The sequence below is a fragment of the Mesorhizobium sp. 01N446 genome, from assembly GCF_056399285.1.
Genome location: NZ_JBFTRA010000007.1, coordinates 218,609 through 241,230, shown reverse-complemented (window position 1 = coordinate 241,230; position 22,622 = coordinate 218,609). Strand labels below are relative to the sequence as shown.

22 protein-coding genes and 2 pseudogenes are annotated in these 22,622 nt (G+C 63.1%); 9 read left to right on the top strand and 15 right to left on the bottom strand.

Features of this window, described 5'->3' with window-relative positions; translation table 11 throughout:
- Positions 1-70 precede the first annotated feature (70 nt).
- Entirely contained in the window at positions 71-427 is a 357-nt protein-coding gene (locus AC1DPX_RS24935; RefSeq protein WP_184874572.1) for an ArsR/SmtB family transcription factor, read from the top strand.
- A 33-nt stretch (positions 428-460) separates the two neighbouring features.
- Here AC1DPX_RS24935 and AC1DPX_RS24930 read toward each other — a convergent pair whose 3' ends face one another.
- Complete coding sequence (locus AC1DPX_RS24930) at positions 461-931, bottom strand: nucleoside deaminase (protein WP_477239990.1); 471 nt, start codon at positions 929-931, stop codon at positions 461-463.
- Between the two features lie 225 nt (positions 932-1,156).
- Here AC1DPX_RS24930 and AC1DPX_RS24925 point away from each other — a divergent pair, with 225 nt between their 5' ends.
- The 3 genes from AC1DPX_RS24925 to carB all read left to right on the top strand — a co-directional run bounded on the left by AC1DPX_RS24925 (position 1,157) and on the right by carB (position 6,795).
- The gene (locus AC1DPX_RS24925) at positions 1,157-1,915 is read left to right on the top strand and encodes a metallophosphoesterase family protein (RefSeq protein WP_477239989.1); all 759 of its coding nucleotides are present in this window, start codon (positions 1,157-1,159) and stop codon (positions 1,913-1,915) included.
- A gap of 262 nt (positions 1,916-2,177) precedes the next feature.
- The gene (locus tag AC1DPX_RS24920; RefSeq protein WP_477240102.1) at positions 2,178-3,083 is read left to right on the top strand and encodes an SH3 domain-containing protein; all 906 of its coding nucleotides are present in this window, start codon (positions 2,178-2,180) and stop codon (positions 3,081-3,083) included.
- Positions 3,084-3,291: 208 nt separating this feature from the next.
- Positions 3,292-6,795: a carbamoyl-phosphate synthase large subunit gene (gene carB, locus AC1DPX_RS24915; RefSeq protein WP_477239988.1), complete on the top strand. Its 3,504-nt coding sequence runs from the start codon at positions 3,292-3,294 to the stop codon at positions 6,793-6,795.
- Positions 6,796-6,802: 7 nt separating this feature from the next.
- Here carB and AC1DPX_RS24910 read toward each other — a convergent pair whose 3' ends face one another.
- The 7 genes and pseudogenes from AC1DPX_RS24910 to AC1DPX_RS24880 form a co-directional block, all read right to left on the bottom strand.
- The gene (locus AC1DPX_RS24910) at positions 6,803-8,458 is read right to left on the bottom strand and encodes a hypothetical protein (RefSeq protein ID WP_477239987.1); all 1,656 of its coding nucleotides are present in this window, start codon (positions 8,456-8,458) and stop codon (positions 6,803-6,805) included.
- A 59-nt stretch (positions 8,459-8,517) separates the two neighbouring features.
- Positions 8,518-9,306, bottom strand: a complete 789-nt coding sequence (locus AC1DPX_RS24905; RefSeq protein WP_477239986.1) for a hypothetical protein — start codon at positions 9,304-9,306, stop codon at positions 8,518-8,520.
- 164 nt (positions 9,307-9,470) lie between these two features.
- Positions 9,471-9,862 (bottom strand): annotated as a pseudogene (locus tag AC1DPX_RS24900) (RidA family protein).
- A 36-nt stretch (positions 9,863-9,898) separates the two neighbouring features.
- Positions 9,899-10,291 carry a RidA family protein gene (locus AC1DPX_RS24895; RefSeq protein ID WP_477240101.1) on the bottom strand — a complete coding sequence of 131 codons (393 nt, stop codon included), beginning with the start codon at positions 10,289-10,291 and terminating at the stop codon, positions 9,899-9,901.
- Positions 10,292-10,567: 276 nt separating this feature from the next.
- Positions 10,568-11,020: pseudogene (locus AC1DPX_RS24890) on the bottom strand (cupin domain-containing protein); the annotation flags it as partial.
- A 330-nt stretch (positions 11,021-11,350) separates the two neighbouring features.
- The gene (locus AC1DPX_RS24885) at positions 11,351-12,088 is read right to left on the bottom strand and encodes a DUF899 family protein (RefSeq protein WP_477239985.1); all 738 of its coding nucleotides are present in this window, start codon (positions 12,086-12,088) and stop codon (positions 11,351-11,353) included.
- 129 nt (positions 12,089-12,217) lie between these two features.
- Positions 12,218-12,643 carry a lysozyme inhibitor LprI family protein gene (locus tag AC1DPX_RS24880; RefSeq protein ID WP_477239984.1) on the bottom strand — a complete coding sequence of 142 codons (426 nt, stop codon included), beginning with the start codon at positions 12,641-12,643 and terminating at the stop codon, positions 12,218-12,220.
- A 159-nt stretch (positions 12,644-12,802) separates the two neighbouring features.
- On the opposite strand from AC1DPX_RS24880, the gene AC1DPX_RS24875 reads away from it, so the two are divergent.
- The gene (locus tag AC1DPX_RS24875; RefSeq protein ID WP_477239983.1) at positions 12,803-13,141 is read left to right on the top strand and encodes a hypothetical protein; all 339 of its coding nucleotides are present in this window, start codon (positions 12,803-12,805) and stop codon (positions 13,139-13,141) included.
- Positions 13,142-13,162: 21 nt separating this feature from the next.
- Here the strand turns inward: AC1DPX_RS24875 and AC1DPX_RS24870 are convergent, their stop codons facing one another.
- Together AC1DPX_RS24870 and AC1DPX_RS24865 are read right to left on the bottom strand one after the other, a co-directional pair.
- Positions 13,163-13,651, bottom strand: a complete 489-nt coding sequence (locus AC1DPX_RS24870; protein WP_477239982.1) for a GNAT family N-acetyltransferase — start codon at positions 13,649-13,651, stop codon at positions 13,163-13,165.
- Positions 13,652-13,656: 5 nt separating this feature from the next.
- Positions 13,657-14,628, bottom strand: a complete 972-nt coding sequence (locus AC1DPX_RS24865) for a transglycosylase SLT domain-containing protein (RefSeq protein WP_477239981.1) — start codon at positions 14,626-14,628, stop codon at positions 13,657-13,659.
- A 181-nt stretch (positions 14,629-14,809) separates the two neighbouring features.
- On the opposite strand from AC1DPX_RS24865, the gene AC1DPX_RS24860 reads away from it, so the two are divergent.
- On the top strand, positions 14,810-15,379 hold the full coding sequence (locus tag AC1DPX_RS24860) for a methylated-DNA--[protein]-cysteine S-methyltransferase (RefSeq protein WP_477239980.1): 570 nt from the start codon (positions 14,810-14,812) through the stop codon (positions 15,377-15,379).
- Between the two features lie 21 nt (positions 15,380-15,400).
- On the opposite strand, the gene AC1DPX_RS24855 is transcribed toward AC1DPX_RS24860, so the two are convergent.
- Entirely contained in the window at positions 15,401-15,730 is a 330-nt protein-coding gene (locus AC1DPX_RS24855) for a hypothetical protein (protein ID WP_477239979.1), read from the bottom strand.
- Between the two features lie 273 nt (positions 15,731-16,003).
- Here AC1DPX_RS24855 and AC1DPX_RS24850 point away from each other — a divergent pair, with 273 nt between their 5' ends.
- Together AC1DPX_RS24850 and AC1DPX_RS24845 are read left to right on the top strand one after the other, a co-directional pair.
- Positions 16,004-16,216 (top strand): cold-shock protein, encoded by a 213-nt coding sequence (locus AC1DPX_RS24850; RefSeq protein WP_010910991.1) that lies wholly within the window; start codon positions 16,004-16,006, stop codon positions 16,214-16,216.
- Between the two features lie 249 nt (positions 16,217-16,465).
- Entirely contained in the window at positions 16,466-16,666 is a 201-nt protein-coding gene (locus tag AC1DPX_RS24845; RefSeq protein WP_477239978.1) for a hypothetical protein, read from the top strand.
- Between the two features lie 153 nt (positions 16,667-16,819).
- Here the strand turns inward: AC1DPX_RS24845 and AC1DPX_RS24840 are convergent, their stop codons facing one another.
- From AC1DPX_RS24840 to AC1DPX_RS24830, 3 genes are all read right to left on the bottom strand, one after another.
- Complete coding sequence (locus AC1DPX_RS24840) at positions 16,820-17,428, bottom strand: glutathione S-transferase family protein (RefSeq protein ID WP_477239977.1); 609 nt, start codon at positions 17,426-17,428, stop codon at positions 16,820-16,822.
- Between the two features lie 422 nt (positions 17,429-17,850).
- Positions 17,851-18,699: an EAL domain-containing protein gene (locus tag AC1DPX_RS24835; RefSeq protein WP_477239976.1), complete on the bottom strand. Its 849-nt coding sequence runs from the start codon at positions 18,697-18,699 to the stop codon at positions 17,851-17,853.
- On the bottom strand, positions 18,696-19,586 hold the full coding sequence (locus AC1DPX_RS24830) for an EAL domain-containing protein (protein ID WP_477239975.1): 891 nt from the start codon (positions 19,584-19,586) through the stop codon (positions 18,696-18,698). Before AC1DPX_RS24830 ends, AC1DPX_RS24835 begins: the two co-directional genes overlap by 4 nt.
- A gap of 219 nt (positions 19,587-19,805) precedes the next feature.
- Here AC1DPX_RS24830 and AC1DPX_RS24825 point away from each other — a divergent pair, with 219 nt between their 5' ends.
- Positions 19,806-21,008, top strand: coding sequence for a pyridoxal phosphate-dependent aminotransferase (locus AC1DPX_RS24825; protein ID WP_477240100.1), 1,203 nt, complete (start codon positions 19,806-19,808; stop codon positions 21,006-21,008).
- Between the two features lie 70 nt (positions 21,009-21,078).
- On the opposite strand, the gene AC1DPX_RS24820 is transcribed toward AC1DPX_RS24825, so the two are convergent.
- Positions 21,079-22,611: an MFS transporter gene (locus AC1DPX_RS24820; RefSeq protein ID WP_477239974.1), complete on the bottom strand. Its 1,533-nt coding sequence runs from the start codon at positions 22,609-22,611 to the stop codon at positions 21,079-21,081.
- Between the last annotated feature and the right edge of the window lie 11 nt (positions 22,612-22,622).

Sequence of the window (22,622 nt, the reverse complement as noted above, 5' to 3'; positions counted from 1 at the left end):
AGAGGCAGGTGTGCGGGCAGGCGAGGACGGATGCGTTGAAATCGGCCCGGACTGCGCTTAGGTTCCAGCCATGACGCTACCTCATCCCAATACGGACCAGATCAGCCTGCCCATCGTGCTCGGCGTGCTCGGCGACCCGACGCGGCTGGCCATCGTGCGCTACCTCGCCAGCAAGGAAGGCGTGGCGCTGAACTGCAGCCAGTTCCTCGATCTCGGCTCCAAGACCAATCTCAGCTACCACCTGGCCAAGCTGCGCGAGGCCGGGGTCACCCGCGCCGAAGTGGTCGGCACCAACCGCATGATCACGCTGCGCCGCGCCGACCTCGACGCCCGCTTCCCCGGCCTGCTCGACAGCGTCATTGCCGCGGCTGGCGACGATCCGGCGCTGCCGGCGGTCGGCGGCCACGATCTCGAGATGCCGGCCTAGGTCCGCAGGTTCCGAGCTGAAGCTCTGTTGCCGCTAGCGCTGCCAAAACCCGATGTGCGGGGCGAGGAGCTCCTCCTCCATCTCGGGAAAGGGGCCGTGGACCTCGACCGGCTTCTGCCCGGAGGCAAGGACCGTGCGCGACGAGAGGTTCATCGTCGGATTCTCGGCGTGGTCGCCGGTCAGCGCGAGAAGCTTGGTCTCCTCGAAGCCGTAGACCAGCCGGCCGATATTCGCCCAGTAGAGCGTTCCGGTGCACATCGCACAGGGCTCGCCGGTCGAGACCAGCGTGCAGGACCACAGGAATTCCGCCGGATAGGCGTCCGCCGCGCGCCGGCTGAGTTCGGTTTCGGCGTGGCGCACGGTGTTGATGTTGCCTTGCCGCATCAGGATTCGATCGTCGGGGCCGACGAGCACACAGCCGAAAGGATGGTGCCCATGCGCGGCAGTCTCGCGCGCTACGTCATTGGCGGCGCGGAGGTGGGCGAAAATCTGATCGCGGGTCATCGCCTGGTGCCTTTCGAGGCTGTCTAAGCGGATATTTCCCATATGAACTTCGGGATGGCGTGGACGCTAGCAGATGGTGGGCTTCCGCGATAGCCAAGGCTAGCTGCATGGCGCTCCCGGCGTTCCCAATGTCCCGAACGATCTCAAGGGGTTGATCATGAAGGCGGGGGCTTGATAACGAAGCGGACCGGAGCCCCGATGGGCTGCACCAAGGGAGCCCACCGTATGCGCATCGCCGTCCTCGCCGACATCCATGGCAACGTCCTTGCACTCGATGCCGTGCTGGAGGATCTGGCGCGGCGCGGCGGCGCTGATCTCACCGTCAATCTCGGCGACAGCGTTTCCGGCCCGCTCTGGCCGCGCGAGACGTTCGAGCGCCTGGAAGCGCTGAACCTGCCGACGGTGCGCGGCAATCACGACCGCCGCGTCGCCGTCGATCCGGCAGACGAGATCATGTGGGCGTCAGACGTCTATGCGCAGGAGCGGTTGACGCAGGCGCAGCGCGAAGTGCTTTTCGCGCAGCCGTTGACGCTGGAGATCGCGCCCGGCATCGTCGTCTTCCACGCCCGCCCCGACCATGACGAGAAATACCTGCTCGACGCGGTTGTCGATGGCCAGCTGGTGCGCGCGCCGCTGGCGGCGATCCGGCGGCGGCTGAAGGCGCTCGATCCGGCCTGCCGCATTGCGCTGTGCGGCCACAGCCACCGCCCGGAACTGGTCCGCATTCCCGACGGTCCGGTGATCTTCAATCCGGGCAGCATCGGCTGTCCCGCCTATGATGATTCCACCCCGCCGGCGCATGTGTCCGAACAGGGTTCGCCGCATGCGCGCTACGGCATCGTCACCTTGGGCGGCGAAGGCCGGCCCGACCGTTTCGAGACGATCGCCGTCGACTACGACCACGACGCGGCGGCGCGACAGGCCGAACAAGCGGGACGGCCGGAATGGGCCCACGCGCTCAGAACCGGGTTCATGCCGGACTGAGCGAAGCTCATGTCCAGGCTGAACGCTCTTGCGTTCCTGCCGGGCCAAAACCTGTTTCTTGCCACCTCGCGGTGCGCCTCACATTCGGCCTGAAACAGGCGTGAATATCTCGCTTGTAGACACGGCAGCGCACCGTCGCTTATAAAACCGGCTTCGCGTGCGGCAGCGTTTTCGGGTTCTGGCGGTGCCTTTGGGAATGCAATTGATTGCCGACAGCCAAGTGAGGCGCCGAATTTCGCTCCGGACAAAGCTCTTGGCGCTGATGGCCGCACCGTCGCTGCTGACGGCGTTCGTTGCCATTGTCCCGGCCCATGCCGAAGAGACGCCCTTCATCTCCATCGTCACCGGCCTCGCGCCCGACGACCTGCTCAATGTCCGCGCCAAACCGTCGGCGATCGGCAAGACCGAGGCGCGTCTGGCCGCCGGCGCCAACGTCAGGAACCTCGGCTGCAACGACATTGACGGACACCCCTGGTGCAAGATCGAGTCTGACAACCCCAAAGCCACCGGTTGGGCTCCCGCGCGCTATCTCGTTCCCGTCAATCCGGCGACGGTGTCCCTCGACCAGGCGGATGCGGGCGCGGCCGCCGATGCAGCGACGCCCACGGCTGGCGGCACTGCCTCCGCAATGCCTCCCGCCGAGAGCACTGCGACGGCCGCCGAGGCATCGAGCCTCCAGCCCGATCTGACGGCGCGGCTCGGCGGCGCGGCCCATGCCGCCACATCAGCAGCCCCGATGAAATCCGCCGCCGAAATCGCCATGCTGGATGCCTACGGCCTGGCGCTCGCGGCGAACGAAACCCCGTCGACCGGCGAAATCCCCGCCCTCGACACGCAGACAGTGGCCGAACTGCCGCCGCAGCCGACCTCCCTTGCCTCGGGCGGTGCCGTCGAGATTCCCTGCGCCCGCTATGTCGGCCAGCCGATGACGAGCTGCGCCGCAAGCATCGTGCACAAGGGCGCCGACAAGGCCGACATCACCGTGACCTGGCCCGACGGCGGCACGCGCCTCATCTCCTTCGACGCCGGCGTGCCGGCCGGCTCGGACGCCAAGGGCGATTTCCGCTTCACCCGCGAGGGCAGCCTCAGCATGATCCGCATCGGCGTCTCCGAACGCTTCGAGATTACGGACAAGACGGCGTTCGGGGACAAGGAGGCAGGGCAGTAAGGCAGTACGGCAATAGGGCAATATGTTTTAAGGGCGCTCAAGCCTCCCCCTACTGCCCTACTGCCCTATCCCTCATTTTCGGGGTTACATCTGCCAAAACTCTTCCCTATAAGGCCCACCTAGCCTGATACCAGAATCGCGAGCACAACCGGCCGGGTCTTCCCGTCCCGGTTTTTTGTGCAAGCCGCCCGCCGAACGGACCTATGACATGCCAAGACGCACTGACATCAAGTCGATCCTGATCATCGGGGCCGGCCCCATCGTCATTGGCCAGGCCTGCGAGTTCGACTATTCCGGAACCCAGGCCTGCAAGGCGCTGAAGGAGGAAGGTTTCCGCGTCATCCTGGTCAATTCCAACCCGGCCACCATCATGACCGACCCGGAACTGGCCGACGCCACCTATATCGAGCCGATCACCCCGGAAGTGGTCGCCAAGATCATCGCCAAGGAGCGGCCCGACGCGCTGCTGCCGACCATGGGCGGCCAGACCGCGCTCAACACCGCTTTGTCGCTGCGCCGCATGGGCGTGCTCGAGCGCTACAATGTCGAGATGATCGGCGCCGACGCCACGGCCATCGACAAGGCAGAGGACCGCGCGCTGTTCCGCGAGGCGATGAGCAAGATCGGCCTGGAAACGCCGAAGTCGATGCTGGCCAACGCCACCGACGTCAAGAACGCCGACCGCAAGACACACGAGGCCGAGCGCGCCGCACTCAAGGCCGAGAAGCCGGAGAACCTCGACGCCGAACTCGATGCGCTGGAAACCCGCTGGAACCTCGGCGAAGGCGACCGCAAGCAGCGCTACATCAGCCATGGCATGGCGATCGCCGCCCAGGCGCTCGACCATGTCGGCCTGCCGGCCATCATCCGCCCGTCCTTCACCATGGGCGGCACCGGCGGCGGCATCGCCTACAACAGGGCCGAATTCTACGACATCGTCCAGTCCGGCCTCGACGCCTCGCCGACCACCGAAGTGCTGATCGAGGAAAGCGTGCTCGGCTGGAAGGAGTATGAGATGGAGGTCGTCCGCGACAAGGCGGACAATTGCATCATCGTCTGCTCGATCGAGAACATCGACCCGATGGGCGTCCACACCGGCGATAGCATCACCGTCGCCCCGGCGCTGACACTCACCGACAAAGAATACCAGATGATGCGCAACGCCTCGATCGCGGTGCTGCGCGAGATCGGCGTCGAGACCGGCGGCTCCAACGTGCAGTTCGCCGTCAACCCGGCCGATGGCCGCCTCGTCGTCATCGAAATGAACCCGCGCGTCTCGCGCTCTTCCGCGCTTGCCTCGAAGGCCACCGGCTTCCCGATCGCCAAGATCGCGGCGAAACTTGCCGTCGGCTACACGCTGGACGAGCTGGAGAACGACATCACCGGCGGCGCGACGCCCGCCTCCTTCGAGCCGTCGATCGACTACGTCGTCACCAAGATCCCGCGTTTTGCCTTCGAGAAATTCCCCGGCGCCGAGCCGGTGCTGACGACAGCCATGAAGTCGGTCGGCGAAGTCATGGCCATCGGCCGCACCTTCCAGGAATCGCTGCAGAAGGCCTTGCGTGGCCTCGAAACCGGCCTCACCGGCCTCGACGAGATCGAGATTCCCGGCCTCGGCCATGGGGCGGCGGTTGCCAACCACGCCGACGACCGCAACGCCATCCGCGCAGCGCTCGGCACGCCGACGCCCGACCGGCTGCGCATGGTGGCGCAAGCGATCCGCATGGGCACCTCGCTGGAAGACGTGCACGCAATGTGCAAGATCGACCCGTGGTTCCTCGAGCAGATCGCAGGCATCCTGGCCATGGAAGCCCGCATCCGCGAGCACGGCATCCCTCAGGACGCCGTCAATCTGCGCATGCTGAAGGCCATGGGCTTCTCCGACGCCCGCCTGGCGTCGCTGACCAAAACCGACGCCGAAGTGATCGCGAAAATCCGCGACAAGCTCGACGTTCATCCCGTCTACAAGCGCATCGACACATGTGCGGCCGAATTCGCCTCGCCCACCGCCTACATGTACTCGACCTATGAAGTGCCGTTTGCCGGCGCGCTCGCCAACGAGGCGCAGGTCTCGTCGCGCAAGAAGGTGGTCATCCTCGGCGGCGGGCCGAACCGCATCGGCCAGGGCATCGAGTTCGACTATTGCTGCTGCCATGCGGCGTTTGCGCTGCGCGACGCCGGCTATGAAGCGATCATGATCAACTGCAACCCGGAAACGGTGTCGACCGACTACGACACGTCGGACCGGCTCTATTTCGATCCGCTGACGGCGGAGGACGTGCTGGAGATCCTGCGCGCCGAAAAGGCCTCGGGCGAGCTGGTCGGCGTCATCGTCCAGTTCGGCGGCCAGACGCCGCTGAAGCTGGCCGACGCGCTGGAGAAGGCCGGCATCCCGATCCTCGGCACCTCGCCCGACATGATCGATCTCGCCGAAGACCGCGACCGCTTCCAGAAGCTCCTGCACAAGCTCAACCTCAGCCAGCCGAAGAACGGCATCGCCTATTCTGTCGAGCAGGCCCGCCTCGTCGCCGGCGAGCTCGGTTTCCCGTTGGTGGTGCGCCCGTCCTACGTGCTGGGTGGCCGCGCCATGCAGATCATCCATGATGAGAGCATGCTGCAATCCTACCTGCTCGACACCGTGCCCGGCCTGGTGCCGGAGGACATCAAGCAGAAATACCCCAACGACAAGACCGGCCAGATCAACACGCTGCTGGGCAAGAACCCACTGCTGTTCGACACCTATCTCTCCGGCGCCATCGAAGTCGATGTCGACTGCCTCTGCGACGGCAAGGCGACCTTCGTCTCCGGCATTCTGGAGCACATCGAAGAGGCCGGCATCCATTCGGGCGACTCGGCCTGCTCGCTCCCCGTTCACTCGCTGCCCTCGGAACTGGTCGACGAACTGGAGCGCCAGACGGCGGCCCTTGCCCGCGCGCTCAATGTCGGCGGCCTGATGAACGTGCAGTACGCGATCAAGGACGGCACGGTCTACGTGCTGGAGGTCAACCCGCGCGCATCGCGCACCGTGCCCTTCGTCGCCAAGACCATCGGCCGGCCCATCGCGAAAATCGCCGCCCGCATCATGGCGGGCGAGACGCTGGAAGACGCCTTCTCCCACTACGGCGCGATGCCCGACCCCCGAAATCCCGGCCACATCGCGGTCAAGGAAGCCGTCTTCCCCTTCGCCCGCTTCCCCGGCGTCGACATCTTGCTCGGCCCGGAAATGCGCTCGACCGGCGAGGTCATGGGCCTCGACCGCGATTTCGCGCTGGCCTTCGCCAAGAGCCAGCTCGGCGCCGGCGTCGACCTGCCGCGCTCCGGCACGCTGTTCGTCTCGGTGCGCGACGAGGACAAGAAGGGCATCCTGCCGGCGGTGAAGCGCCTGGCCGGCCTCGGCTTCAAGGTGCTGGCGACGTCTGGCACCCAGCGCTTCCTCGCCGAAAACGGCGTGGTGGCCGAAAAGATCAATAAGGTGCTGGAAGGCCGCCCCCACATCGAAGACGCCATCCGCAACCGCCAGGTGCAGATCGTCTTCAACACCACGGATGGCCAGAAGGCAGTGTCGGACTCGAAGTCACTGCGGCGAGCGACGCTGATGCAGAAGGTGCCGTATTACACGACGCTGTCGGGCGCTGCGGCTGTGGCCGAGGCAATCGCGGCGCTGAAGGCGGGGAGCCTGGAGGTCAGGCCGCTGCAGGAGTATTTTGCGTGAGCAGCGCTCAACTTGCTCTTGTATTTAAATGAGATGGAAGTGATCCAACAACGACCTGCTGTGTATCGTCGTCCCAAAAATAGTAGATACGCAAGCACCTTGCAGGGTCCCTCGTATTTCCTCCATTTTTTAGATGCATATCCAACAACCTCTTTCTATTGTTTGCACCCCATTGAATCTCAAAAGTGCCTCCCTGTTCTTTGAGAAGGTGCTCCGCCCCACTCGACTCATTGTGCACTCCCAGACTTGCAAGGGTATCAGCGTTTTTCTGGAGCAAATCGTTGCCGCCCTCCGTTTTCATTTTCCAAAATTCCGTCGCAAGGTACTCAAGGCAACGATAAACAAGTTTAATATCGAGAAACGCTGCGTCCTTTGCGTCTCGCTGCGCCCTTGGTGTAATTTTCAATCTGCCCGAGAAGTATTCGTCCGCCCAATCGTCGATACTTTCCAGATCTTTCGGATAGGTGATCTGTGTCGTTGGTAAGTCCGACATTATCTTTTTCTCCAGTCCAACCAACCTTCCTCTTAGGAATAGATTCGTGGACTCCAGATCACTGGCTCGAGCGTCCGACTCGCTTCGCTTTTTTTCCTCCTCCGTGACCATAGATTCCAAGGCCTCAATTTCGCGCTGCTTTTCTTTTAACTCTTGGTCTGCAAGAGCTAGAAGGGCTGGATAGTCTTGATCGTGAAGAGCAACCTCGCGCTGTTGCTGAAGTTCAATCTGTTTAGCCTTCGTAAAGAGCGGAAGATCGACGGTGTCATCGATTGAGGTTGCTGAATTACGAGTTGCCATCCATATCAGCGTATTTGCGAAAGCGTCTGGACCTTTCCCTTGCCAATCAGCAATTTGCGAAGCCAGCGCCAAAGGATGCCGATACGGATCATCATCAACCGACACTGCGGGAAGATAAGTTCGGACGGCGCGGCGAAAAACCGATAGCCTCTTGCCAATCACATCGGAGAGACGAAAGGCCTGCGGCCCTGAAATTACCACCACGTGAGCAGTTCCCAGACTCCTCTGAGCTAGGTTGTACGCGTTAACCGCGGCCGTTCTTGGATCGGATTCTGCTTCGTCCAAAGAAATTGCAAACACCGGATTACGGCGATTACGATCAAATAGAAGGCCGACAAAATAATCTAGCTTTTGATTATCATCTACAATTAGGGGATCAATCGTAAGCTTCCTACCATTTCTGAAAAGCCCAGGATAATCTGCCAATTGACGGACAATACCTGGAATAGATGGCATATAATTTGGTTCAGTCTCATTTGTTGCAACGACCAGTCGGGCTCCAAAACTGGCGGCATCAGCTTGCCTGGCAATAGATAACTCAGTTGTCCAAGTTCGACCTGGGACATTTTTGTCGGGATCGTCGCAGCGAACTGCCCAATATTCCCCATTGGGAATCTCGATCTGAACGCCCGCCGTAAATCGACCCGGCGTCATATGTTCGAACGTTTTGCCCTCCCAAGCTTCAGCTGGCAGTGTCCCCACGCGGAGCTGCAACCAGTTTAGGACGCGCTGTCGCGACTCCTCAAAAGACTGTTTCTTGTCCGCCCCTCCAAGCTTTGCTGTGACAGAAACTACGTGCTTGATGAGTGGGCTGCTAACCCGTGGGCGGTCTCGTAGTGGCTTTAGCTGTTCAGACAACGACAATGACATAACCACTCCACAAGTGAGATAGGATTTAATTTAACGCAGCCAAACTGCCGAAATCGAAGTTAACTCGCGACCTCGGCGACCGTTACTTTCGCTGTTTTGGCTTTAGCCCTCTCCAGCCTATTCAGCGCCTTTCGCATTCTGGCGACCGCCTCCTTCGCCTTGTCGCCTTCGATCGTATCCCGCTTGATTACTTCGTTCTCAATCAACTGAGATAGGTTCTCGTTGCCGACCTTGATGTCGGGAAACAGCTTCCGGATTTCGCGACGCACCACCGAAATTACAGCTTCGGACCGGATGATCGCCGAAACCGTAAACTTGTTGAACAACTGGGCCTGCTGATGAAAGGCATCCATCGCGTCGGTCGTCAGCCCTTCCTTGGCGTATAGGAAAAGGCACTGCAGATGATCCTCATTTTTGGGGTTCATATCGGCAAGTACGATGCGACAAACCTCCTCGTGGCTGATCTGGTTTGCCACATAGATACGGACCAGCCGCCATTCGACCGCATTGGTCAGGATCACCCAATGAATGCCTTGATGAGCTCCATAATCGATAACTTGCCTCAGGTGATTATCGGCCAGGCTGCTGCCAGCTGATTTCACTTCGACAAGCAATCGCAGTTTCCCTGCGATCTTGATCGCGAGATCACAATACGTCGCTTTGACCTGATGTTCCGATGTGAGTTCATCATATTTATCGTAGCCAAAAACATCTGCCAGGATATCCTTGACCAACGTAACCGTGTCAGCCTCGGCGACATCGGATTTTTGCTGAGCCAGCGTGATCCGCTGATACTTCTTTAGATTTAGCGCAACGCGCTCGACGAATTTCTTCGGTAATTTTGTCAATGACTCGCCCTCCCTATCCCCAGAGAGAGTTGAGAGCGACTTTACTTGAAAGACAAGCAAAAACTTATGTTAGGGCCCACCGGCCCTTCGCAGGCTCAGGGTGTTCGAAGCTCGAAAAGCCAAGCAATTGGCTTTTCGTCCGCTACGCGGACCGCTTCTCACCCTCACGCCACCGCCACGCACTCGATCTCGATATCGAACTCCATCGGCCAGGACGCCACGGCACAAATGTCCGCGCTGGCGGGTTGGTCGAAAAATACCGCGCATAAACCCGGTTAATCGCATTGTAGAAGCCGGCATTGACGGCGTAGATGCGCACCATCACCACATTGTCCAGCGAGGTGCCGGCCGCTTCCAGGCAATGTTTCAGCGCCTTGAGCGACGCCTCGGTCTGCGCCTCGATGTCGCCCTTGACCAGTCTGCCGGTCGCTAGATCGAGCGGCGGCATGCCGGAGACGAAGACCAGCCCGGCGGCCTTGGTGACCAGCGACAGCGGCACGCCGAGCGCGCGCACCGCCGCCGACAGCACCGGCACTTCGACGATTTCCTTGCTCATGACGATCTCCCTGTGGTTGCGGCGAGAGAAGGAAACTCACGCCACCGCCACGCATTCGATCTCGATATCAAACTCCATCGGCCATGACGCCACCGGCACGAAGCTGCGCGCCGGCGGGTTGGTGGAGAAATACTTGGCATAGACCCGGTTGATCGCGTTGTAGAAGCCGGAGTTGACGGCGTAGATGCGCACCATCACCACATTGTCCAGCGAGGTGCCGGCCGCTTCCAGGCAATGTTTCAGCGCCTTCAGCGATGCCTCGGTCTGCACCTCGATGTCGCCGCGCACCATCTCGCCGGTCACCATGTCCACCGGCGGCGTCGCCGAGATGAACACGAAGCCATTGGCCTTCACCGCCGTCGAACAGGGCAGCCCGAGCGAGCGCACCTTGTCCGACATGACGGGCACTTCAATGACTTGTTTCTTCATGGTGATGCTCCCTGGGTCGGCAAAGTTGGCGCCAAGCCCCCTCACCCAGCCTCCGCTTCGCTCGGCTTCCGGGCGAGCCGCTTGTCTCGCCCGTCCTTCGGACCCCCGAGGGGAGAGGAGCCTGTCAGCGCTGACGCCCTGCTCTTCTCCCCTCGGGGAGAAGGTGGACGCGAAGCGGCCGGATGAGGGGGCCTGCGCCACCTTTGATCGTGAGGAGCTTATCCTGCCGCCCGGCGAACACCAGCGCCGAAGCATGGTCCAGCGCTCACCCTGCCCCGGATAAGGCGTGCCGTCCTTGTGCAAAAACCGCCCATCCGAACTCGGGCTCATCATGTCGATGTCGGAGCACATGATGACATCGTCCGGATTGCGCGAGCCGACTTCGAGATAGCGCGCAGTGGCCGATGACCGGTTGATCATGTGATGGCCGTTGCCGCTGTTCTTGGCGAAGGCAGCACTATCGCCCGCCTTGAGCAGCGTCTCGCCGCCATCCTCGACCAGCGTCAACTCGCCTTCCAGCACATAGACGAGCTCGTCCTCATGGCTGTGCCAGTGGCGCTGGCTCGACCAGCCGCCGGGCGGCAGGGTCATCAGATTGACGCCGAAATCGCTGAGCCCGCCGGCGTCACCGAGGCGCCGGCGCGTGCGGTCCGCGCAAGGCGCGTCGAAAGGCCCGGGATAGCCGGAGCCCTTGCGGACGGGCACGGCGGCGAGGTCGATCCTGGGCATGGGGTGTTTCCTTGATTTGGTGGGCGCAGTTTAGATGACAAGCGCCTGGCGCAAAGGGGCGCCCTTCAACGGATGACGGCTCTTATTTTTGAGATGATCTATTGTCGACGCCAGCGCCGCCCCTCACCTGCCTGCCGGCATCCTCTCCCCGTATAGTGACGGGGAGAGGGACGCTGTCATTGATGGCTTCGCCAATCGCCAACGTCAGGATGGCGCCGGCGTCGCGGCCAACTCCCTTCTCCCCGTCACTATACGGGGAGAAGGTGCCGGCAGGCGGATGAGGGGCAGCGCCGGCGTCGATCAGTCAAACTCAAAACCTCGCCCCACCCTCTAATGGCAACACCCATACTGCAGTTGCTCCCTCCAATCCGGCCGGCCCTCCGGCGTGAAATCCATCAGGTTCCACAGGATCTCGCAGGTGCCGATGGCGCGCGGGTCCTGGCCGGGGTCGCTCGGCGCGAAGCCAAGCTCCGACGACCAGAAATGCCTGATGCCGTCGCCATCGCGGTGGAACACCGACAGCAGCGGCATCTGCGCGCCGTCGGCCGTCTCGGCATTGTAGTCGCGCTTGAAGCTGTTGGCGGCCGACGACACCAGCCGCATGTTCTTCCAGCCACGATCGCGGCCAAGCGTGACCAGATTTTCCAACGCGGTCTTGGCCACCACGGCGAAGTTGAAGCCGGCCGCTTCGAGATGGCCGACGGCGCCGTCCCACTGGTCGAGCAGCGCCGCGCAGGACGGGCATGGCTGGTCCGGTCGGGCGAGCCTGGCCGTGCCGCCACTCGCCGCCACATCGCGCATCTCCTGCGGATGGCGCGGGAACATCATCTGGTACAGGATCAGCGAATCCTTGCCCGGCGCGAACAGTTCCGACAGTTTCGTCTTCGCCGGCCTGCCGTCGGCGCCGAGCGCGTCGAAGACATAGTCCTGGCGGATCAGCCCGCCCGGCGGCAGCGCGCGCCGCGCCTCGGCCACGGCTTCCATGGCGCGGCGCAGCTCGATTTCCTTCTTCAGGAGCTTTTCGCGGGCGGTGCGATATCTGGCGGATTCGTTGGGAAAGGTGATCATGGTCGGCTCCCTTAAGTCGTCGCGCCGGCGTCCCGGCGCGGTTGCTCTGCGACCCAAGGACGTTTGGCGGCAACCGGTCCCGACATTTTTGCGGACGAAGGATCCGCTTCCCGCGAGAGCGGAAAAAACCTAAGGCGCCGCCGGCACCGGGCAGTCCAGCACGCCTTCCTCGCAATGGAGATAGCCCTGCAGATCCTTCAGCCTGAGGGTGGTGAGCCCCGCCTGGCAATTGGCGACGACCATCGGACGCACGCTGCCGGCGGTTTCGGGCGGGCCGCCCTGGAAGTTGCATTCGGCGTCTCGGAAGGCGACCCAGGCGCGCTGCGCGTCGACCAGCAGTTTTTTCGACCCCGCATTGTCCTTCAGCCTGTCCGTGATCTGCTTGTAGGCGTCGTTGAGTTTCTTGTCGGCCGCGTCGAAATCCTTGCCGGCGCATGCGTCGAGTGTGGCCTGATCCGACGCGTTGGCGCAGTCGTCGGCTGCATGTGCCACGCCAACAAGGAGCGGCGCGGCAAGAATCAGGGTGGCAAGGCTGGAGAGCAGAAGCCGCATCATGTTTCGTCCTGTTTCAGTCGAGACGAAGCTTAACCGCGGAGCCGCCTCGGGCAAGATGCGACGTCCCGCCTTGGTGGATAGTTTCTTTCGCGCCGCGGAACCCGACCGCCTTTCCCGCATCGCTCCCGTCGGCTAGGGCTAGCTGATTGGGGAGACAAAATGCACGAAGCCGACGAGATCGACCTGCGCTGCCTGCAAGTGGTGGCCGACAATGCCGCCAAGGGCCTGCGGCTGCGCGCACAATTCGGCCGTGGCGGCACCGAGATCGGCGTCGCGCGGGCGACTGAACTGATGAACCGCGAAAAACTCGCACCGTCCACCATCCGCCGCATGGTCAGCTACTTCGCCCGCCACGAGGTCGACAAGCGCGGCAAGAATTACGGCAATGAGGACAACCCGTCGGCCGGCACCATCGCCTGGCTGCTGTGGGGCGGTGACGAAGGCCGCGCCTGGGCGCTGGAGATCAAAAAGAAGATCGGCAACGCACCCGACATCTGACGCCGGCCGCGCGGTCCCACGTCAGCTATACCAATCGACCTCGAACATGCCGAGCCGTTCGTAGAGCCTGACGGCGGCGGCGTTTTCGACCGTGTTGGTCTTGAGGTCGACATGGGCCGCACCGCGATCGCGAAAGGCGGCGAAGGCTTGCCACATCAGCGCTTCGCCGATGCCCTTGCCGCGCGCCTCGGGATGAACGGCGAGATCCTTGACGAAGGCTGACGTCCAGCACAGCGCCGCCGCCGCCAGCCGGCCCTTGGCGTCGATGACAAGGAAACACAGCGCCGGGTCGAATTCGGGATCGTCGAGGAGGCGCATACACCAGTCTGCGAACGGCCCGTCGGCCCCGTCATCGAACACTTCGCTCAACAGCGCATGCAAGGCATGCAGGTCTGGGGGCTCTGTGCAGCGCATGGCAAAACCATCAGGCCAGTGCGGTGCAACCAGTGTCTCGTCGAGAAGCTTGCGCAGCCGGATGTCGTTTGGGGCCGGCGGGCGTGGTTCAGGCATCGCGCTCAGGCGTCGGGTTGCGGACGCCGCTTGCGGTCGACACCGAGGCCGGTCGCCTCGAGCAGGCCCTTGCGCTTGGCATCGAAATAGTAGCCGGTCTGGTAAAGCCAGTCGGCCTTCTTGGCGTTGCCGCCCGCCACCAGCCAGGCGCCACGCAGATATTTGACCGCGTATTTCAAATTGGTTTCGGCGTCGAACAGGCCCTTGGCCGGCCCGTCATAGCCCATGCCGCGCGCCGTCGCGTGCTTGATCTGCATCAGCCCCCAATGGCCATTGTTGTAGGCCTTGGGATTGAAGGTGCTTTCGCGGTTGACGACATGGCGCACCAGATCGACCGGCACCTGGTAGAGGGCGGCGTATTTGACGATAAGCCGGTCGACGTCGCCGCGCACGCCCGTGTGCTCTTCCTGCACCGGAGCAACCGGCGCCGACGGGAACTGCACCAGGGAAGCCGGATTCTGCGGCACGACATAGGCGACCTGCTGCACCCCCGGCAGTTTCTGGCCGCTGCCGGCGACCGCCGGCACAATGAGGCCGGCTGTCGTATAGGTCTCGGCGGACTTGATCACGGGCTGAGCTGCCTTCACCGGCTGGCCTGCCTTGGAGGGCGGCGGCGCCTGCCAGGCACTGGGGCTGGCGATCATGATGGCGGGCACGGCCGGAGCCTTCGGCGTCGCGCCGGCAAAGGCCGCGGTCGCGGCGGCCGGCTGGCTGGCCGGCGCGGCGGCTGCCTCACCTTCCGAAATGACGGCGCCAGGTGCGAGTTCGGCGGTCTGGACGGGAGCGATGCCCGAGGATTGCGGCAGCACCGAAACCGTCTCCGGCAGCGGGATGGTGAAGCCGGCATCGCTGCCGGCAACGGTCGCGGTTTCGGTCAGGGACGGCGCGGGCTTCATCTGCGAGGTCGAGGTGCAGCCGCTCATGCCGGCTGCCGCCACGATCACGCCGATCGCGATAAGGGTTTGTTTTGCTGGCAAGCCGCGTTCGGGTCCGGTTCGTCGGGGTGTTAAGAAATCCCTTACACCAGCGATTCCAGGGTAGCAATCGGGGCCATCTGGTGGTTTTCGGGTGGCGAGACGCGGGCGGTGATGCCATATTGTTCCTGATATGTACCGGCGGGAATCCCGGATTCCGCCGCTTTGCGGAAAGGAGCGCATCATGGAAACGACACCGTCGATCACAGCCGGCCACGCAGTGTTAGAAACAGTGATCGGATTCATGGGCATTGCCTGGAGCGAAAAGGGCCTGATCCGGCTCTGCCTGCCCGAACGCAGCCGTGAAGCGGTGGAGCGGCGGCTGATGCGCCATGCCGGCGTTTCCGCCTCCACGGCGCAGCCTCCATGGGTGGTCGAACTCATCGCCTCGATCAAGGTTTACGCCGCTGGAGAGGACGTCGATTTCTCCAATGTTCCGGTCGATCTCGACGGCGTCGACGATTTCCGCCTGGCCATCTACGACGCGGCACGCAAACTGAGCTACGGCGAGACAACCACCTATGGCGAACTCGCCAAGCGTGCCGGCCATGCCGGCCTGCCGCGCGAAACCGGAGCCGCCCTTGGCGCCAACCCCGTGCCGCTGGTCATCCCCTGCCACCGCATCCTGGCGGCCGGCGGCAAGATCGGCGGCTTCTCGGCGCCCGGCGGCTCCGTCACCAAGGAGAAGATGCTGGCCATGGAAGGCGTGCGTGTCGGCCCGCCGCCACCGGCGCAGGTGTCCTTCGGCTTCTGAACCGCCGGCGCGGGCACTGCCCTAATTGTTGTGGAAAAACCGCCGGCGGAAATGCCGATCATTGTCCGGCCGTTTGCAGTTATAGACCGGGCACGACCTGGAGTCGGCGCTCGGCACATAGGCGCGCGTCCTCACCTCGCCCATGGTGCAGAATTGCTGGCTCTGCACATAGCGGTCATAGAGCGGCAGTCCCGGCACCCGCTTCGACTGGTAGCGCAGGATGACCGCGCCCTGGCGCGCGATGGTCGACTGCACCTTGCCGCAGCTCATATGCGTCGGGTCATAGCGCGAGATCGCCTGCGCCTCGGCGGCCACCAGCGTCAGACAGGCGGCAAGCACTATGGTTTTCATGGTCTCCTCCCCTGATCCGCCGCCCACGGACGGCGCGATCTGCCGCAACGGTTCCACCAGATTGGGGCGGCCGTTGGGCAGTTCCCAATCACGGCTTTCTCACGCAGTCTTGTTTTTGGAACGAAAGCAGACTATATCAGCCCCATTGATATTTCGGCCGATCGATCCGGGCCTCGCGATCTTCGCGTTTGCTGACGTCTATCTCCAAAATCTCGATGCACACCGGCTGGACTTCGGTCCGGTCAAACCAAAGCAAATGCAAGGACTATTTTTATGGCAACTGGAACGGTCAAGTGGTTCAACGCCACCAAGGGCTTCGGCTTCATCCAGCCTGACGCGGGCGGCGCGGACGTTTTCGTCCACATCTCCGCTGTCGAGCGCGCTGGACTGTCGACCCTGGTCGAAGGCCAGAAGATCAACTTCGAGATCGAGCAGGACCGCCGCACTGGCAAGTCGTCCGCTGGATCTCTGAGCAAGGCAGCCTGATTTTGCGAATGGCGCGCGCCGGGCGAGAGCTCGGGGCGCGCGGCAAGTCACGGATGTACTGACGGTCGCGCGAGAAGCGGGCCCGGAGCGGAAAGACCCGAAACGCTGGATCAGCAGATAGCTGCCAGCCCGGACCGGACGCTCCCAATCAGGCTACCAAGCATGGGAAGGCGGGATTTATCCCGCCTTTTTGTTTGTCTGGGGTTGAGCCATTTCGCCTCGCAACGCCGATCATGTTATTTTCAATACATGACCAAGCTCGAACAGATCGAGAGATCCATCGCAGCTCTGAGCACCAAAGAACTAAAGGCCTTTGCCAAATGGTTCGAGGCGTTCCAGGCTGACGTATGGGACAAGCAGATTGAGGCCGATGCAAAGGCAGGTCGACTGGACGGGTTTGCCGAAAAGGCGTTGGCCGAGGTTCGAGCCGGAAACTGTCGATGTCTCTAGCCGCGGCGCCGAGACCTTTTCAAGAATTCGCTCTGGCGAGTCAGAAAGCGTGGTTTTCGAGAACCGGAGCGGAGCGTACATGTAAGTACGTGAGCACCGGAAGCGCAGAAAATCGCGCTAGGTGGCCGCCAGAGTAGAATTATTGAGAAGGTCTCAACCCACCCACCCGATCGGCACATGCCCCGGATCCGCCTCGACGCGGCCAAGCCAGGCCAGGACAGCCGGATAGGCGTCGAGCTGGAAGCCGCCTTGCTCGGCCGTATGCGTGTAGGCATAGAGCGCGATGTCGGCGATGCTGAAGGCGGCGCCGGCGAAGAAGGCGTTGTTCTCAAGATATCTGTTCATGACGCCGAGCGCCTTGTGGCCGCGCTCCAGCGTCACCGCCAGCCGCTCGGGCGTCGCATCCCCGGCGCGCTCGGGAAAGGTCAGCAGCGCCTTGCGCACGGCGATATAGGGCTCGTGGCTGTATTGCTCGAAGAACAGCCATTGATAGGCAAGCCCGCGCTCATACTTGTCCGCCGGCAGGAAGCGCGTGCCTTCGGCGAGATAGAGCAGGATGGCGTTGGACTCGGCCAGCCGGCGACCGTCATCGAGTTCCAGCAGCGGCACCATGGCGTTCGGGTTCTTGGCGACGAAATCGGCTTTGCGCGTGTCGCCGGTATGCGAACTCACCTCGACCGTGGTGAAGGCGAGGCCAAGCTTGGCCATCAGCAGGCGCGGCTTGTAGCAGTTGCCGCTGTCGATCATGCTGTAGAGTATCATGGACGGTCCCCGGAGTGCTGCCTCGACCAGGCGATTATCGCAGCCGCGGCGGCGCCAACCAATGATTTGTTTTGGCGAGACTATCAGCGGCGCTGATAGGAGCGTCCTTCTCCCCGTAAACGGCTACGCTATGCACACATCTTCTATGATTGGCATGACTGATCAGCCCGAGGCTTGATTGCCACGTGGTTCCCCCAATCCGTCGCTGCTTCGCAGCGCCACCTTTCCCCCCTTCGGAGGGAAAGGAAGGAGCCTCGTTGGAAAAGCGTTGGCGGCAATAGGCTCGCGCCCTTCCTCTACCCCGTCGATSGGGGGAGWGGTGTCGAGCGAAGCTCGACGGAGTGGGGGTCGACCAGCGCAGCATAAGACAATACATGCGCCAAGGACGCTGCGGCACCGCTTTCGCCAACCGCCGAAGCTGCTTACCCGAACAGCGGCACGACATTGTTCTCCCTGCCCAGCAACGCATCAACGGACAGCGGCTCTTCGTCGAAGATGGTGCCGGCCAGCGCCGGCCGGGCGAGAAGGTAACCTTGCAGCAGGTCGACGCCGCCGTCGAGCGCGACGCGCAGGTGGACGGGCTGCTCGATGCCTTCGACCAGCACCCTGGCGCCGCGGTCGTGCAGGCTGGAAACCAGCGGGCGGAAGAAGCGTTCGGCGGCGGCGTGGCGGCAGAACTCGGCGAACCATCCGCCATCGATCTTGACGATGTCGGGCTGCAGCAGGCTCACCCGCTCCTCGGTCGAATGGCCGGTGCCGAAATCGTCGATGGCGATGCGGATGCCGTCGCGCCGCATTTCGCGCACCAACCGGGCGAGAAGCACGTCGTCCGCCGCCTGTTCGGTGATTTCGCAGACCAGCATGCCGGGGGCGAGCCCGAGGTCGCCGAGGTGCCGGCTCATCAGCCGGATTTCGGCCAGCGCCCGCCCCGAATGGTCGTTGACCATCGGATTGTAGTTGAAGAACAGATCGAGCCCGTCGACGCCGATATTGTGAAAATTCCTTAAGTGCAGCATCCGGCACATGGTCTCGACAAACAGCCGGTCCGCCGCGGCGACGCTCTCGAAGAACGCCCGTGCCGACCCTGCCCTGCCGGCGCGATGCGGCTCGATCAGGCCCTCGACCGCCACAGCGTGCAGCGAACGCCCAAGCGGCGCGAAGATCGGCTGGTAGGCGCTGCGCAGGCGGAACTCGCCATGGATGCCGTATTCGATGCCGATCTCGTCGGCGAAGATCGCGTCGCCGACACTGCGCCGCCGCTCGAACCTCATGGCGCGACCCTGCGCCCGAAGGCTTTTGCCGGTCGTGCCGTACGCGGAGCGACGGCGGGGGCGGTGGCATCACTGGCGGCGGCACCCGGGCCCGGCGTTTTCCCGAAAGCACGGAAACTCGTCGGCGCCAGTTCCGGCCGCGCCAGCACGAAACCCTGGACCATCGAGGCGCCGGACTTTTCGGCAAGCTCCAGTTGCCACCCTTCCTCGATGCCTTCGAACACCGTGCGGATGCCCTGGTCCTCGAAGCTTTTCACCATCGTCGTCAACAGCGCGAAACCGACGCCGGACTCCATCAGCTGCGTGATCCAGGCGGCGTCGAACTTGACGATGTCGGGCCGCAGCTCCTTGATGCGGTTGATGTCGGAATCGTCGGCGCCATAGTCGTCGACGGCGATGCGGAAACCGTTGGCCCTGAGCGCAGCGACGAAGCCGTGCAGGGTTTCCTGCGACGCCGATCGCTGCTCGGTCACCTCGCAAACGACGCGGCCCGGATCGATGCCGGCCTCGTGCAGCACCAGCCGCATTTCGCGCAAGGCATTGTCGGCGATCGACCGCTCGGTGAACACCGACGGGTCGAAATTGACGAAGATCGACGCCTCCAGCGGCAGGCAGGCGCCAGCATTGAGCAGATGCAATGTCCTCGTCAGCGCTTCGACATGCAGGCGGTCGGCGGCCGGACAGGTCGAGAAGAAGGCCATCGGCGGTTGCGGCTCGCCATCGCGAAACGGCCGGATCAGCCCTTCGAAGGCGGCAACCGACAGTTTGCCCTCCTTGAAGGCGAAGATCGGCTGGAAGGCGCTTTGCAGCGTGTAGATACCCCAGACACCTGACGAGGTGCCGTCATCATGGCGGATGATATGGGCAAGCCCGATGCTGCGTGACAAAGGTTCCTCGCTCCGCGAAATGGCGGAATGGATTGCGATCCTGCCACTCAAGCCCTTACCGCCCGTTAATGAATTTTCTGTTGCAGCCGCAAGCTGCAATCACGGCTCCTTGAGGCCTGGATCAGCGGACAATGCTTGCACTGTGCGAAATCATGCGACATGAGAAGCGCCGCGGCCGCTCCTGGCCGCGCCGATCTTCTCAAGGAGAGATATCTGGTCATGGCCTTTCTTGCCGACACCCTTTCCCGCGTAAAGCCTTCCGCCACCATCGCGGTGACGCAGAAAGCGCGCGAGCTGAAAAATGCCGGCCGTGACATTATCGGCCTCGGCGCCGGCGAACCGGATTTCGACACACCCGACAACATCAAGAACGCGGCGATCGAGGCGATCCGCCGTGGCGAAACCAAGTATCCGCCGGTGTCGGGCATCGTGCCGCTGCGCGAGGCGATCGCGAAGAAATTCAAGCGCGAGAACAATCTCGACTACAAGCCTGAGCAGACCATTGTCGGCACCGGCGGCAAGCAGATCCTGTTCAACGCCTTCATGGCGACGCTGAACCCCGGCGACGAGGTCATCATCCCCCGCCCCTACTGGGTCAGCTATCCCGAAATGGTGGCGATCTGCGGCGGCACGTCGGTGTTCGCCGACACCTCGATCGAGAACGGCTTCAAACTGACGGCCGAAGTGCTGGAAAAGGCGATCACACCGAACACCAAATGGCTGCTGATGAATTCGCCGTCGAACCCGTCGGGCGCGGCCTACACGCAGGCTGAACTGCGCGCGCTGGCCGATGTGCTGCTGAAGCATCCGCATGTCTGGACGCTGACCGACGACATGTACGAGCACCTGACCTATGGCGACTTCGTCTTCAAGACCATCGCCGAGGTCGAGCCGAAGCTCTATGAGCGTACGCTGACCATGAACGGCGTGTCGAAAGCCTATGCCATGACCGGCTGGCGCATTGGCTATGCCGCCGGTCCGGTCCAGCTGATCAAGGCGATGGACATGATCCAGGGCCAGCAGACTTCGGGCGCCTGCACCATCGCGCAATGGGCTTCCGTCGAGGCGCTCAACGGTCCGCAGGATTTCATCGCCAGGAACAAGGCGATCTTCCAAGGGCGGCGCGACCTCGTCGTCTCGATGCTCAACCAGGCGCGCGGCATTTCTTGCCCGTCGCCGGAAGGCGCCTTCTATGTCTATCCGTCCTGTGCCCAGCTGATCGGCAAGAAGACCAAGGCCGGCAAGGTGATCGACACCGACGAGGCCTTCTGCTCGGAACTGCTCGAGGCGGAAGGCGTGGCCGTGGTGTTCGGCTCGGCCTTCGGCCTCGGCCCCAACTTCCGCATCTCCTATGCGACGTCGGATGCGCTGCTGGAGGAAGCCTGCACGCGCATCCAGCGCTTCACGGCATCGCTGACCTGATCGGATCGACCTGACGACCAGAGAAACCCGGCGCCATCATCGCCGGGTTTCTTGTTGGAGGCCAAGCGCCTTACGCCTGCTGCTTTGCTTGCCTGGCCGAACGCGCCTCGGCCGGCGCCAGAACCACGACCAGCAGTGCGGCGGTGAGGAACGCGGCAATCGCCGCTGTCAGCATGGCGGCGTGGAAGCCGCCGGCATAGGCGCTGGCGAAGAGCTGGTGCACGCCACCCTCGCCGATTGCCGCCTCGGTTGTGAAATCATGCCGTGAGATGGCCGCACGAGCCACTGCTTCGGCATTGGGCACATTGGCATCATCGAGATATCCGGTCAGCAGGCTGGTCGCCCGCATGCTCATCAGCGCGCCAAGCAGCGCGATACCGATGGCCAGTCCGCTCTGGCGGGTGGCGTTGATGACGGCCGACACCATGCCGGAGCGCTCGCGTGGCGCGTAGGACATGGCGGCGGCACTGCCGGTCGGGATCGCCAGCGAGTTGCCGAGACCGTTGATGATGAACAGGGTGCACAGCACCGCGTATGGCGTCGACGGCCCGGCCCAGCACATGCCGAGCATCGAAAGCCCGACCAAGATATAGCCCGCCGTCATCAGGAGCGAATGCCCATAGCGGGCGCTCAGCCGGCCGATCCACGGCGACACCACGATCTGGACAAGGAAGGCCGGCGCCATTCGCAGCCCGGTCTGCGTCGGCGACCAGCCCTGCACCTGCTGCAGGAACATCGAGAAGAAGAAGACGCTGGAATAAGAGGTGAAGCCGAGCGCGAACGAGGCGACGTTGGCGACGGCGAAGCGCACGTCGCGGAACAGGCCGAGCGGCAGCATGGGCCGTGGCGTGTGCGCCTCGAAGCCAAGGAAGACCACCAGGCCGACCACACCGGCGATGATGGCCGTTATGGTCCGGGCATCGCCCCAGCCGCTCTCGCCGGCGGAGATCAGGCCGAAGGTCAGCGCGCCAAGCCACAGGATCGAGAGCGCCAGGCCGACAAGGTCGAGATGGGCATGTTCGGGATGCGCCGTCTCCTCGATCGACACGGCGCCGAGCGCGATGGTGAAAAGGCCGAGCGGCAAATTGATCAGGAAGATGCTCTGCCAGCCGACCGTCTGCACCAGAATGCCGCCCAGCACCGGGCCGACGACCAGCGAAACGGCGGCGAACGAGGCCCAGCCGCCGATGACGCCGGCCCGCTCGCGCGGATCGGGGAAAGCCTGCGTCAGGATCGACAGCGCGCCTGGAATGAGCAGCGAGCCGGCAATGCCTTGCACCACACGGCCGGCCAGCAGCGCCGGCAAATTGGGTGCGATGGCACAGATCAGCGAACCGGCGACGAAGATGCCGACGCCGGCCAGCCATGAGCGCTTGCGGCCGTAGCGGTCGCCGATCAGCCCCGAGGACAGCATGAAGGCCGACAAGCAGAGCGTGTAGGCATCGACCACCCATTGCAGGCCGCCGAAATCGGTGTGCAGCGCCTGCTGGATGGTCGGCAGCGCGACATTGACGATGCTGACATCGAGCAAAGCGACAAACGTGCCAAGATAGACGGCGGCGACGAGCGGCAGGCGGTTCTTCGGCATGGTCTGTCCAAACATTCAGATTTCGC